The organism is uncultured Murdochiella sp. (assembly GCF_902488755.1).
Taxonomy (GTDB): Bacteria; Bacillota; Clostridia; order Tissierellales; family Peptoniphilaceae; genus Murdochiella.
The window spans coordinates 1-13,442 of record NZ_CABTXF010000035.1; the positions used below are offsets into that span (position 1 = coordinate 1).

General features: G+C 45.5%; 15 protein-coding genes. 13 read left to right on the top strand and 2 right to left on the bottom strand.

The window, feature by feature from the left end; all coding sequences use genetic code 11:
• Positions 1-234, top strand: a 234-nt coding sequence (locus RDL68_RS04660) for a type II toxin-antitoxin system PemK/MazF family toxin (protein ID WP_308540519.1), incomplete at its 5' end; no start/stop codon positions are given.
• Positions 231-1,031 carry a type I methionyl aminopeptidase gene (gene map / locus RDL68_RS04665; RefSeq protein WP_308540520.1) on the top strand — a complete coding sequence of 267 codons (801 nt, stop codon included), beginning with the start codon at positions 231-233 and terminating at the stop codon, positions 1,029-1,031. The genes RDL68_RS04660 and map, both read left to right, overlap by 4 nt.
• A gap of 125 nt (positions 1,032-1,156) precedes the next feature.
• Here map and RDL68_RS04670 read toward each other — a convergent pair whose 3' ends face one another.
• Entirely contained in the window at positions 1,157-2,713 is a 1,557-nt protein-coding gene (locus RDL68_RS04670) for a helix-turn-helix domain-containing protein (protein WP_308540521.1), read from the bottom strand.
• 376 nt (positions 2,714-3,089) lie between these two features.
• Here RDL68_RS04670 and RDL68_RS04675 point away from each other — a divergent pair, with 376 nt between their 5' ends.
• The 11 genes from RDL68_RS04675 (at position 3,090) to RDL68_RS04725 (ending at position 12,853) form a co-directional block, all read left to right on the top strand.
• Entirely contained in the window at positions 3,090-4,082 is a 993-nt protein-coding gene (locus RDL68_RS04675; RefSeq protein WP_308540522.1) for a LacI family DNA-binding transcriptional regulator, read from the top strand.
• Positions 4,060-5,577 carry a sugar ABC transporter ATP-binding protein gene (locus tag RDL68_RS04680; protein WP_308540523.1) on the top strand — a complete coding sequence of 506 codons (1,518 nt, stop codon included), beginning with the start codon at positions 4,060-4,062 and terminating at the stop codon, positions 5,575-5,577. The genes RDL68_RS04675 and RDL68_RS04680 overlap by 23 nt, the downstream gene beginning before the upstream one ends.
• Positions 5,578-5,589: 12 nt before the next feature.
• Positions 5,590-6,540 (top strand): D-allose ABC transporter permease, encoded by a 951-nt coding sequence (gene alsC / locus RDL68_RS04685; RefSeq protein WP_308540524.1) that lies wholly within the window; start codon positions 5,590-5,592, stop codon positions 6,538-6,540.
• Positions 6,541-6,627: 87 nt separating this feature from the next.
• Positions 6,628-7,320, top strand: coding sequence for a D-allulose 6-phosphate 3-epimerase (gene alsE, locus RDL68_RS04690; RefSeq protein WP_308540525.1), 693 nt, complete (start codon positions 6,628-6,630; stop codon positions 7,318-7,320).
• Positions 7,308-8,213: an allose kinase gene (gene alsK / locus RDL68_RS04695; RefSeq protein WP_308540526.1), complete on the top strand. Its 906-nt coding sequence runs from the start codon at positions 7,308-7,310 to the stop codon at positions 8,211-8,213. The genes alsE and alsK overlap by 13 nt, the downstream gene beginning before the upstream one ends.
• A gap of 31 nt (positions 8,214-8,244) precedes the next feature.
• A complete protein-coding gene (gene alsB, locus RDL68_RS04700) occupies positions 8,245-9,249 on the top strand; it encodes a D-allose transporter substrate-binding protein (protein ID WP_308540527.1) in 1,005 nt (334 codons plus the stop codon).
• A 42-nt stretch (positions 9,250-9,291) separates the two neighbouring features.
• The gene (rpiB, locus tag RDL68_RS04705; protein WP_308540528.1) at positions 9,292-9,723 is read left to right on the top strand and encodes a ribose 5-phosphate isomerase B; all 432 of its coding nucleotides are present in this window, start codon (positions 9,292-9,294) and stop codon (positions 9,721-9,723) included.
• Between the two features lie 99 nt (positions 9,724-9,822).
• Entirely contained in the window at positions 9,823-10,752 is a 930-nt protein-coding gene (locus RDL68_RS04710) for a DUF4298 domain-containing protein (RefSeq protein WP_308540529.1), read from the top strand.
• 151 nt (positions 10,753-10,903) lie between these two features.
• A complete protein-coding gene (locus RDL68_RS04715; protein ID WP_308540530.1) occupies positions 10,904-11,392 on the top strand; it encodes a TetR/AcrR family transcriptional regulator in 489 nt (162 codons plus the stop codon).
• The gene (locus tag RDL68_RS04720; RefSeq protein ID WP_308540531.1) at positions 11,364-12,425 is read left to right on the top strand and encodes a DUF2871 family protein; all 1,062 of its coding nucleotides are present in this window, start codon (positions 11,364-11,366) and stop codon (positions 12,423-12,425) included. The genes RDL68_RS04715 and RDL68_RS04720 overlap by 29 nt, the downstream gene beginning before the upstream one ends.
• A gap of 11 nt (positions 12,426-12,436) precedes the next feature.
• Positions 12,437-12,853, top strand: a complete 417-nt coding sequence (locus RDL68_RS04725; RefSeq protein WP_308540532.1) for a hypothetical protein — start codon at positions 12,437-12,439, stop codon at positions 12,851-12,853.
• A 408-nt stretch (positions 12,854-13,261) separates the two neighbouring features.
• Here RDL68_RS04725 and RDL68_RS04730 read toward each other — a convergent pair.
• A partial coding sequence (locus RDL68_RS04730; protein WP_308540533.1) for a hypothetical protein occupies positions 13,262-13,442 on the bottom strand: 181 nt, incomplete at its 5' end.

A 13,442-nucleotide genomic window follows, 5' to 3' on the forward strand; every position in this document is an offset into this window, starting at 1 on the left:
ATTACTTCCCAACGCAATAAGAACCGTATGCCTACCCATGTTCACGTTTCGTCCCATAGCGATTTGCCGAAAGATTCGGTGGTTCTTTTGGAACAACTGCGCACGATTGACAAGAGACGATTGCAGACGAAAGTGGGCACTTTTGACGAAGAGACGATGGCGCAAATTGATGAAGCGCTCGGCATATCCATCGGTCTTTTGCCGATGCAGAAAAGGAAAAGAGAAGACGAATGATTACCATTAAGACCGAAGAACAGATACAGGGCATGAAAGCGGCAGGGGAAATCTTATGCAAGACGCATCTGGCCATTCGGCGCATTTTGCATCCGGGCTTAACCACGCTTTCCGTGGATGCCTTTGCGGAAGCTTTTATGCACTATAAAGATGCCCTTCCGGAACAAAAAGGCTATGAAGGGTTTCCCTATGCGCTGTGCATGAGTGTCAATGATGAAGTGTGTCACGGTTTTCCCGGCGAACGACGTTTGATGGAAGGCGATATTCTTTCGATTGACAATGTGGTGCGGTATCGAGACTATTTAGCGGATTCCTGTTGGAGTTATGCCATCGGGACGTTATCCGATGAAGATGAGAAGTTGATGGCAGTAACGAAAGAAGCGCTCTATCGCGGGGTAGAGGCGATACGTCCGGGGAACCGTTTGGTGGCGATTGGAGAGGCCATTCAGCCTTTCGTCGAGGCACAAGGGTTTTCGGTAGTGCGCGATTTTATTGGTCATGGCATTGGTAAAGAGATGCATGAGGAACCGCAAGTTCTTCATTATGTGACGAAACAACGGGGGATCCGGCTGCGCGAAAACATGGTTCTTACCGTTGAACCGATGATTAATGCCGGCGACTGGCACGTTACGCTGGATGCGAACGGTTGGACAGCGCGCACCAAAGATGGCAAAAAGTCCTGTCAATATGAACACACCATCGCTGTGCGCGCGGATGGTCCGGAGATTCTTACCGAGCAGGACAACACTTCCCTCACAGAAGAGGAAATTGCCTGGATTGACTCCTACAAATTATAAGAAAAAACAAGCCCATCGTTGTGAACCGTTTGGTCAACAAGGATGGGCTTTTTGATCGTCTCCGGAGTTGTCATGGACGGCGATAGCGCCGTTTTTCTTCCATCGGGAAACCGGTATAGATGGGCTTAGCGTTCGAAGAGGGCGATGTGCTTTTCTGCGCCCTGAAACGTGGAGAAAATGGATAAGAATGTTTCGAGATCCACCGAAATCTGATTCTCTTCGTCATAGATTTTCTGAATCCCGTCGCCAATCTCAAATAGCGCGTTGCTGCTTAAAAAACTGTCGCGCACGCGGAGCACCTGTCCTACCTTATCGCCATCCAGATTAGGCTGCAGCAGATTGGTAATCAGCAGGTCAACCGATCCGGCTGGCGCTTGGTTAGCTTTGCTTTCCGTATGCGTCGTAAAGTCGGCAAAGCCGGAAAAGACCGAGGTCAGGGTTTCCTTCATGAACGCTTCATGAGAAGGACCAAAGAAGCTCTCGATTTTGATGTTCAGGCGCATGTACTGGCGACGAAGCGTACTCAGTAATCCAGTCCAGTATTGCAGAAGAACATAAAAGACGTGAATGGCGTTCGCCGAGGTTCCTTCCGCGTGAGCGTGTTTCAGCAGAAGGAGCAGTTCTTTCATCGCATCGACAGTAAAATTATGGTGATTGACGTAGGCGCTCATGCAAAGAATGGCGGCGGCGTTAAACATGATGGTCGGATGAAAACAGCCGCGTTTCGCTAAAAAGAAAGCGTCATTCAGGCGACAGGCAACCATCAGACTGTCTTCGAGAGGAATATTGTGGTTCTTTGCCAGCGTATTTAGCGAGTTTTGCACGGTGCGGTCAATGAGAGCCACTTTTTCCGGTGAAAAGGTCAGACGATATCCTTGTTCGGAAAGTGGGTAGAACACATCTCCCAATCCTTCCTTGTCCAGCGAGAAGCCGAATGCTTCGCCATACTGTGCGCATTTTTCGATAAAGTCCTCGTTTTTCGCACATTCTTCATATAGCGCGTTGAAATCCTCTGAAGGTGTATATTTTCGAATATGGTGACCTTGCCGATTGCGCGTGGCGGAAACGGCAATCAGTAAAACAAGGATTTCCGAAGGAATCAATGTCGCCATTTTGCCGAAGAAGGCAGAAAAGTCCTGAACAAAGGCGCGGCAGGTTTCAAGAAATTCGGACGGAAACGGCATATACTTTCCCGGATAGAGTTCAAAAAAGAAATCACGATAGAATGCGCGGATAGCCACTTCGTCGCCGATCATGTGACACGGACGGCTATCAATTTCCAGATGATATTGTTTTCTGGCGAGCTCGTTAAACTCATGCACGAGACGGTACCCGGAGGAAACCGAAACGTGTTCCTGTGTCACCAGTGTCGCCAGGGATAAATCCTCTTCAAAGAAAATCCGGCGCACCAAGCGGAAGATGAGTTTATTGTGCGTAATCGGCGCATAGATTTCCGCCGGTTGGAACGTTGAGGAGAACGTAGCGTTCAAATAGCCGTCCGAGATGCGCAGACGCAATCCGGGATACATCGCCTTCATCTTCTCCACATCCGCAATCAGCGTGCTATTCGTCATGTGCAGAACCCTTTTCAACTCTTCCAGTTCCACTCGCGGATTCCCGTAAATAAAATACTCCAATAGAAACAGTCGCCGATTTTCGGCATTAGATATGAGCTCACGCATGGCCTTTCCCCTTTCTCTCTTGTTTTCGCTGTACGTCGTCGTCCTTGCGACCTTCTTTGCCGAAAGACGTCTTCTTCGTTTCGTACAGATTTCTGGTCACGTACTAATACTATATTATCATTTCATTCGGGGAGAGGGGATGGTTTTGCGAAGAATAATTCAATGAATAATAATAATAGCAATCAGGGTGAAAACATTTCCTTGACGAAAAGTTGATCAGCTACTATACTGAAGACATCAGATGCGTTGGTCATTATTTACGTAAACGTTTACGTAAAGGAAAGAGCTAATCTTCGCTGTTTTTCAAGTTTGAAAGATACACATTATCTCGAAGTAAACGGCAAAGAAGAAAACGAGGTATAGTATGCAACCTACTATGAAGGACATTGCAGACAAGGCAAACGTTTCGATTGCCACTGTCTCGCGTGTGTTAAACCAAAAAGGAGGCTACTCACAGGAAACGTATCGCCATGTCTTGCATGTTATTGAACAAACCGGATTTTCACGAAATTCTTTGGCAAGAGCGTTTCGTACAGGACAAACCAAAACGATCGGTTTACTTGTTCCGGATATTTGTAATGAGTTTTTTGCGCGCATTGCACGAGAAATCAGCCTTTGGTTTTTGAAACGAAACTATGTCACGTTGATTTGCGCATCGGATGAGAGTCAGAAGATTGAAAAAGAGTATTTTCGCGAGTTGCAAAATCGAAGTGTGGATGGTCTTCTCTACATTCAGGGAAGGAAGCGTGGCGTTGAGACAACGGTAAATAAGAGCGTACCGATTGTTTATATCGACCGCTATTCTGAGAAAAGTGGACCCTGTGTAGTTTCGGATAATCTGAACGGCGGAGAAATTGCAGCAGAGGCGTTACTAAATAGAGGTAGAAGTCGACCGTTGCTTATTCGCGATTCATGCGAAACAAGTGCCGTAAAAGGAAGGCAAGATGGCTTTCTAAAAATGATGAAGAAAAACGGTGTTGAAGTGTCCGTTTATTCGGTTTCCTCTCCCATTAGTTCGGTGGGATTTCAATGTATGAAATCCGTGCTAAGTAAAGAGGAAATCTTTGACAGTGTATTTTGTACGAATGATCCTTTGGCCATGGGAGTAAGTCAGGCATTACTCTCTGCCGGCAGACGAATCCCCCAGGACGTGACTGTCATTGGGTTTGATGACAACACTATTATTCGTGAAGCGTTTCCTTTTGTTTTGACCATTCGTCAAGACGCAACACAATTGGTGAATATCGCCTGTTCCACTTTGTTGCGCATGATGGAAGGTGAAAATATAGGATGGACAAGCAAAGTCGTTCCTGTTCAATTGATGGACTATGGAAAAGGAGGAGACAATGAGCGCCATTATTCAAACTAAGAATATCGTGAAGAAATTCCCCGGCGTTGTTGCGCTATCCAATATCAATTTGTCATTTTATGCGGGAGAAGTCCATATTCTGCTTGGAGAAAATGGGGCAGGCAAGTCTACTCTGATGAAAATTCTAAGTGGCGTATATCAACCGACAGAAGGAGAACTCATCATACGGGGCAAAGCTCATTCAGCGATGACACCAAATGAGTCAAAAGAAAACGGCATTGCCATTATTTATCAGGAGTTAAGCGTTATTAATGAGCTTTCTATTTTGGAGAATCTCTATCTTGGACGACTGAAGAGCAAAAAAAAGTTGGGACTTTCTGTTGTGGATTATGCTGCGATGTCCGAAGAAGCAAAAAATCTTTTGGAACGGGTCGGCGTTCATCGCTCTTTAGACACTCCAGTGGAGGATTTGAGTATTGGGGAGAAACAGTTAGTTGAAATATCGCGCGCCCTATTAACCAATGCGGATGTCATTATCATGGATGAACCCACAACATCTTTGACGGAAACAGAGGTTGATACGCTATTTGCTTTAGTGCGGCAGCTGAAAAACGAAGGAAAAGCCATCGTATACATCACGCACAAAATGCGAGAAATCAAAATGATTGGGGATCGTGTCTCTGTGCTAAAGGACGGAACTCTTGTGGGAACGAAGATGGTTCATGATGTTGATGTTCCTGAGCTTATTTCGATGATGGTTGGTCGTGAAATGGACGAAACGAACCGAGTGAACCGTAAACACGACTTTTCTCATGCTGAGGTTCTATTAGAAGCAAAAAATCTTTCTCGTGCAGACGGCATGGTCAATAAGGTTTCCTTCAAGCTGCATCGTGGCGAGGTATTAGGCTTTTCAGGACTGGTCGGCGCAGGACGTACAGAACTAATGAACCTGATTTTTGGAATCGATCGAGCGAGTGAAGGTGATTTGCTGTATAAAGGGAAAACCATAAATAATCGTGATAGTTATGTAGCGATTCAAAACGGTTTTGCGATGGTTACAGAAGATCGTCGAAAACTTGGCTTTTTAGATAATTTTGATTTGAAGCAAAACATCTCTATTGCTTCCTTTGTTAAACATTCACGTGGGAAAGGCATCCTGGGGAAGCTGAATTTTTCCGATGAACGAAAATGGGCTGAGGAACAATTGACGGGTTTACGAGTGAAATGTCGATCGATGGATCAAAACATAACGGAATTGTCCGGAGGCAACCAGCAAAAGGTTATTTTAGGCAAATGGCTTGCTGCTGATTCCGAACTCATTATTTTTGATGAACCGACAAAAGGAATTGACGTAGGTTCAAAAGCGGAGATCTATCAACTGATTTTTGCCTTAGCGGACAGTGGAAAAGGAATTTTGGTGGTTTCTTCAGAATTGCCTGAGCTGTTGTCCGTATGTGATCGCATCATTGTCATGCATGAAGGTGAGGCAGAAGCCGAGTTTTCTATTGAAGAAGCCACAGAAGAAAAAATAATGAAAGCTGCAACAGGAGCATAGAGGGAGGATGTTATGAAGGAACGTCGGTCGTTTCAAACGATGTGGAGCAAGTATGGAACAGTCGGTATTTTTTGTATTCTATTACTGATTCTCATGATCTTGCGTCCCAGTGCTATTTTTAATTCATCTAGTATACCGCAGATTTTGGCACAGAGCTCTGTCAATATTTTGCTTGCGGTTGGAGAGTTTTTCGCTATTCTCATTGCAGGCATTGATTTATCTATTGGTTCCATTGCGGCATTTACAGGTTTTGTTGTAGCAAAATTGATGATTATGAATGTCCCGATTGTTTTAGCAGTTTTTCTTGGCATTGCCATCGCAACTCTTCTTGGTGCGATGAATGGCTTCCTGGTCAACAAAACGGGTCTGCATCCATTTATCATTACTTTAGGAACTCAAACTATCTTTCGAGGGGTTACATTGATTGGCACGAATGCGCGATCGGTATTCGGCTTTTCCGCCGCTTTTTCTTCCTTTATGGCACAACGGGTCTTTTTTATCCCGGTAACAGCGATCATTGCCCTACTTGTTGCCGGCTTCTTCTGGTGTTTTACAACGCGATTGAAGGTCGGTCGTAATATTTATGCAGTTGGTGGAAATAAAGAGGCTGCTTGGTATTCTGGCATTAATGTTTCACTTCATACGCTCATTGTTTTTATCATTTCCGGTTTTTGTGCCGGTGTTGCCGGTATTGTTTTGCTCGGACGTGTGGGTGCTGCAGAACCTGCGGCGGCAAGTGGCTTTGAAACCTATGCTATCGCAGCGGCAATCATTGGAGGCACCAGCTTTTTCGGCGGCAAGGGAAAGATTCCCGGTGTCGTTGTGGGCGGATTAATTATTGGGTTGATTAACTACGCGATGACCGTTATGACTGTTCCCAGCAGCTATCAACAGATTGTCATGGGTTCACTCATTATCATTTCCGTCACGCTTGACCGAATTATCGGTACGAAGAAAGCATAGTGCAGAGAACAAGATCGTTGCAATTTCTAAAAAACACATTGTCAGTCATTACGCATATGGAACATTAAAAGAATAGAAAGGATACGTATGAAGGCTCAATTCTCCCCATCGCTTATGTGCATGGATTTTTTACGCTTGAAGGAGCAGATTGTCTGTCTTAATACTCGTGCTGATTATTTTCATGTGGACATCATGGATGGTCATTTTGTGAAAAACTTAGCCTTGTCGGTGGATTTTGTAAAGGCAATTTCACCTGTAGCCGCGATTCCTTTGGATTGTCATTTGATGGTTACCGATCCGGCGGATTATGTTGATTCACTGATTGATGCTGGCGCGGAATGGATTTGTATGCAATCTGAAACCATTATTGCGCAGGCGTTTCGTCTCATCGATCACATCCATTCACGGGGGAAAAAAGCGGGCGTTGTGCTCAGTCCGGAAACCCCATTCGATGCCATCCGTCACTATGTCAACAAAGTCGATAAGATAACTGTTATGACTGTTGATCCAGGCTTTGCCGGACAGAATTTCATTGTGGAAATGTTGGAGAAAATAGCAGAGATTCGCAGTTATAAAGAAAAAATGGGCGCTCAGTTTCTTATTGAGGTGGATGGCTCCTGTAATAAAAACACGTACCAGAAGTTGCGTGCAGCCGGAGCGGAAATTTTCATTGTCGGCAGCAGTGGTCTCTTCGGACTTGATCAAAATTTAGAAATAGCTTGGACGAAGATGCAACGGACATACGAGGAAGAAACAGGGGAATCGCTATGCGTAAAGTAGTGGGTGTCGATATTGGGGGAACGAACATCCGTATAGGTGTAGTTGACGAAGAGCTTCACCTTTCTCATTTTGAGAAGACCTCGAGCGCATTTCTCCGAGATACGGATTCATCACAGAAATTAGTGGGCTATTTACAATCGTACTTGGAACGCTACGCTCTCACTGATATTGAAGCAATTCGAATCGGTGTTCCATCAATGGTGGGGCGTGATCGTGATTACGTCTATCGTGCGCCAAATTTAGGTGGCTTAGTAGAAGTGAAATTAGCTACGTTGCTAAGTAATGCACTCCATTTGTCTGTCGCTGTCGATAGAGATGTGAATCACCTTCTGCTCTACGATATTCACGAATTAGCCCTTGATAAGAAGAGAGAAAAGACAATTCTTGGCTTTTATATCGGTACAGGTTTAGGAAATCCAATTTGGCTCAATGGCAAAATATATCGTGGAAAGCATGGTGTTGCCGGTGAACTTGCTCATATTCCCCTTTATGGACAAGATATTCCCTGCCCATGTGGAGGACGGGGGTGTGTGGAAATGTTAGCCTCTGGTCGTGCGTTAGAACGCCTTCAGCAGCGACATTTTCCTGATACACCGATTGAGGAAATCTTTACCTGTCATGGAGACAGTGAACCAATACAGCACTTTATTGAGACACTAAGTTATCCCTTGGCAACGGAAATTACGATCATTGATCCGGATCTGATCGTTTTGTCCAGTGGAGTAGTAGGCATGAACAATTTTCCAAAAAACAGACTCATAGAGGAGGTGAAGAAGCGCGTAAAGCATCCTGTTCCCGCGGAGGACTTGGAGTATATTTTTCCGGAAACAGGACATGAGAATGGTGTTATTGGTGCTGCAATCGAAAGATTCTTCTATGAAGAGGAACATTAAAAGAAGCTGGTAATTGTATAAGGAGGAATTTATGAAAAAACGTTTGTTGTTATTGTTGATGTGCCTCGTTACCGTATTTGGTCTTGCCGCATGTGGTAATAATAATGAGGGCAAAGAGCCTGCTTCTTCGGAAGAGGCAAACAGTACGGAAGTCACCGAATCGAAGGAAACCGGAAATGCAGAGTATGCAGTCATTCTGAAAACACAAGCATCTGACTTTTGGGTCAAGATGAAGGAAGGTGTAGAAGCAGAAGCAAAGGAACTTGGCATTAAAGTCGACGTTTTTGCGGCTCAAAGTGAAGAGAACACAGAAGAACAGCTTAACATTTTACAAAATGCGGTGAACAAAGGTTACAAAGCCATTGGAATTGCTCCACTTTCACCCGTCAACGCTGTATCTGCCGTTGCGGATGCTTATAAAAAAGGCATCTACGTCATGAATATCGATGAAAAACTGGATATGGATCAACTGAAACAACAAGGTGGTGCAGTCATTGGCTTTGCAACGACGGACAATGTTGCTGTGGGTAAAAAAGCGGCAGACTTCATTGTTGAGAAATTGCAAAAAGGCGATAAGGTAGCTATTGTAGAAGGTAAAGCAGGCAACGTTTCCGGTGAAGATCGAAAAAACGGGGCGCAGAAAGCATTTGAAGATGCCGGCATGACGGTGGTCGGATCTCTGCCTGCCGATTGGGATCGTCAAAAAGCTTTGGATGTCGCCAACAGTTTTATTCAACAGAACGCTGACTTGAAAGCTATTTATTGCTGCAACGACGGAATGGCTTTAGGTGCTTTACAGGCGGTCATGAATGCCAATAAGGTAGGAGAAATTTTGGTTGTTGGTACGGATGGTGATGCTGAGGCGGTCGCTTCGATTGAAAAAGGGGAGTTATCCGCTACTGTTGCACAGGATCCCGCAGGAATCGGTCGCACGGCTTTACGTGAAATGGTGGAAGCGGTAAAGAATAAGATTACGGTTGATCCCAATGCGGAACCGAAAGTATTGCCGGTTGAATCTAAGCTCATCACGAAGTAAACTATTTCCGAGAGAGTTATTCAAGCGGAAAGAAGGAATTGGATGAAAATTGGATTTGGTTGCGATCACGTTGGCGTGTCTTTGAAACATACACTAATGGCACATTTGGAAGAAAAAGGCTATGAGTGTATAGACTTTGGGACGGATACAGATGCGCGTGTCGATTATCCAGACTATGGACATATTGTCGCCCATAAGATTGCTACGGGGGAAGTCGATAAAGGGGTTCTCATTTGCGGAACCGGCATCGGTATCTCACTTGCCGCAAACAAAGTGCCGGGAATTCGTGCGGCGGTATGCTCCGAACCGTATTCAGCGCAGATGGCTGTGCGTCACAATAATGCACAGATTATTGCAATGGGTGCTCGTGTTGTTGGGGATGAGTTAGCGAAATGTATTGTAGACGCTTTCTTTGATGCTGCGTTTGAAGGCGGAAGGCATTCTCGTCGTGTTGAAAAGATTGAGGAAGCATAACGAAACGGAAATGCGTTATCCGTTCTATTAAAAACAAGCCTGAGGGAAGAGGAATCTGCCCTCAGGCTTTCCTCATGAGGAATAAACACAGGAGGAATTATGTACAAGAGTATTGGTATAAAACCCTATCTATTGCCCATGCCGGTTCTCATTATCGGCACATACAATGAAGACCATACGCCCAATGCGATGAATGCAGCCTATGCTTCTATGCGAGACAATCAAACCGTTTCACTGTATTTACAGCCGCATCGGAAGACGGTAGAAAACATCCTGCGTTCCAAAGCCTTTACCATTCATCTATGTGATGTGAAAAATCGACAAGAAGCGGATTTTGTTGGCTGCATTTCTGGTAATGCCATAGCAGATAAAGTGGAACAAACTGGCTGGTCGGTGACAAAAAGCGAAGATGTCGAGGCGCCGGTTTTTGCTTCTTTTCCTTTAGTGATGTCGTGTACGCTGCTTGCCTACGATCCTACGGATGGCCATCTGATAGGGAAAGTGAACAATGTTGCCGTTGAGGAACAATTTTTAGATTCATATGATCAAATTCACGTAGAAGAAATGGATTTGCTCACCTACAATCCAGCGGAAAACACATATCATATTGTTGGTGAACGCGTAGGGGAAGCCTTTATCACTTGTTCTGATGAGGAAGAGGTGATGGAGAGCAATTTACCCCAACCAGAGGAAGAAGAAAGAAGACAAACGCTAAATGGCGACCGAAAGGAACGCATTGCTCGCGTACAACGCATGGAAAAGATTATGAACGAACTTGCTTCGCTCCAAGAAGAACTCAATCAAGCACTGGAACATTTTGAATCATTTAAGGAGCAGAGCGATGCATTTGATGCCTATTATTCTTCGCGCGATTGGATGGACGACAACGAAGCCTCCTCTCTTGGCATAATTCCGGAAGATATCGATCAAGGTGTACTCACGGAAGATTTACCCTATGATGTTCTTTGTGAAAATGATGCGTTGGCAAGGCGTATGCGTGATTTAGCGCGAAAATTGCTGATACGATAAGAAACCAAATAATATAATACTTCGGAGAATGGGGTCAAAACTGACCTACAATTAACGAACCTCACACGTCCTCGGCATCGCAAAATTAAGATTGTTGTAATGGGGGAATGAATAGTCTACTCCCATCCCTTGACAACCCATATCTCTCACGGTGAAGCGGATCGTGGAGCGTCTGCATCTTCCGCGAGGGAGCTTTTATCAGTATTTTTCCTCGCTTCATGAATGCTATTTCTATGTACTCCATCAGGAGTTAACGGAGATACACGCTCTTTTTGCGAAGCTGATGGAAAAGAAAGACGGGGATCTTTTTGCCGCGCTGGATGCCTTTGGCGATGCGGCGGCGGATCTTTTGTATGCTCCCAATCATTATGGTCTGTATCGGCAACGTTACCTCTTTATGAATGCTGCTATGGAACGCGAATGGCGGTGTTATCAGGAGCAGCAGGAAGGCTATTCTGAAGCGATGGAATCCTGGATGGACCCGGAAAAGGTGGATTATTTGCGCGCGGTTGTGCACCACTTGATTCGGCGCTTGTTTGCCGAAGATTGGAGCCGAGAGGAATTTCTTTCGCATTATGGTCGTTGTCTGGGTTGGTTGAAGGGAGGAGTAAATGATGCATTTGATGGAACCGTTTTTTGATCTTGCGTATTTGGGCATGGCCCTGGGTATGGGACTTCGTCTATTAATGGAAGACGAAAAAGACGCTAAATCGTTTGGACTCATGGCAGTACTTCTTGGATTGGGGGATGGTTTCCACCTCATTCCGCGTGTGATGAGCCATCTATCGCCAAATGGATTCAGCCGCTATCTTGCTTTGCTTTCTTGGGGAGAATTTGTCACCGGGATCACCATGACGCTCTTTTATCTTCTTTTTTATCGTTATTATCAGAGTATGAGCGGTGATCGGGACAAACGAAAGACACGCCTTGTTTACGTTTTAGTCGTGCTTCGTCTCCTTCTTGTTCTTTTACCGCAAAATGGATGGGGAACGGAAGGAAATTATGTATTCGGTTTGCTGCGCAATGTTCCCTTCGTGCTTCTTGGCTTGGTGCTGGCGCTTTGGACGGCAAAAGCTAAGAATAAGCCGGGATTGGAGCATACTTCCTTGCTCATTGCAGCGAGTTTTCTGTTTTATATTCCTGTGGTCATCGGAGTGCGTTTTGTGCCCCTTTTAGGGCTTCTGATGATTCCCAAAACCATTGCCTACGTGCTTTTGGTACGCGTGGGATACCGCCATTTTGTTTCGTCAAACAAACCGTTGGCACTGCTCAAGCAGGCGATTACGTTTTTAGTGCTTGGTCTTTGCGGTGGGGTATTTTACCGCGAGTTCACCAAAGCGTTCGGATGGATGGCTCGTACTACCCTGAGCGTGGTTCACGTCCATTTGCTTGTTTTGGGCTTTCTGGTTTTCCTCCTGCTTTTTATATCGCTGCAGACAGAAAGCTATTTGGATACGTTTAGATGTCCGCTTGCCCTCTACCGTACCGGTTTAACGTGGACAGTGGCAGCGTTTATGATACGTGGCATTTATACGATAACCAGCGAAGGAAACGTCCTCTTTCCGGATGCCATGCTCTCTGGCATGGCAGGAATCGGTCATATTCTGTTGGGTGTCGGCATAGTTTGGACGATGTTTTGTGTTCTTCAGGCAAAAAAAGGAAAAGAAGTATAGAAGAGGTACAGATGAAAAACTTTTTGAGACGTTTTCGCACTCGTCTTCAGCAGTCCATGGTCGGACGAAATGGCTATGATGCTCTGTCGCGTGTCGTATATTTTATTGGCTTGGGCTTATTTATTCTGCAATGGTTTATTCCTCGCCGTGCTCTGCTCTATTTCGCACTGCTTTTTCTGGGCTATAGCTTGTTTCGTGTGTTTTCGCGCAATGTATACGCCAGACAGCGTGAAAATGAAGCGTTTCTTCGCCGCATAGAGAAACTGCGTTCTTGGCTGCGCCTAAGCAAGCGCCGCTGGCAAGACCGCAAGACGCACCGTTATTTTACCTGTCCGTATTGTCATCAGACGGTGCGCATCCCGAAAACGGTTGGCAAGATTCGGATTCATTGCCCTAAGTGTGGAGAATCTTTTACGGCGCGCATGTAAGTTGTCGCCTCACTCCTGTGCCCTTTTCCGGTTCTCTTTCTCCTCTTGCTGTTGCCTTTTTGCAGCAATCTTAATTCGTAGAGAAGACGACAGGCACAGGAATGGGGCGTTGTAGCGAATGGCAAAGTCGATAGCGATGTTTTAAGGTGACGTTTGACGCACCAGAAAGCGGAGCGCCGCTGGGAATGGAGTTGGCGGCGCGGTTTAGGCGGAGCGCCGCTAGGAATGGCATTGGCGGCGCGGTTATTACTTGTTATGTGTGTATAACCCTGGCATAGTACAGAAGAATGCATTAACTGGAGCTGTTTTCTACTTTTTGACCCTGGTAAAATGAAAAAAACTGTCTTTGCCAGGGTGGTGCATCTCATACCGCCCCTGGCAAACAGCAAAAATGGAAGTTAGCCAGGGTCAAAAAACGCACTGAGACCCTGGAAGAGCGCAAAATAATGCCTTTGCCAGGGTCGTATACCCTCGAATCACCCCTGGCAAAATGGAAAAAGTCGCTTTTGCCAGGGTCTCCACTTCAATACCGCCCCTGGCAGAACGCGAAAAAACGCTTTTGCCAGGGTCACTCAACTCCGAATCGACC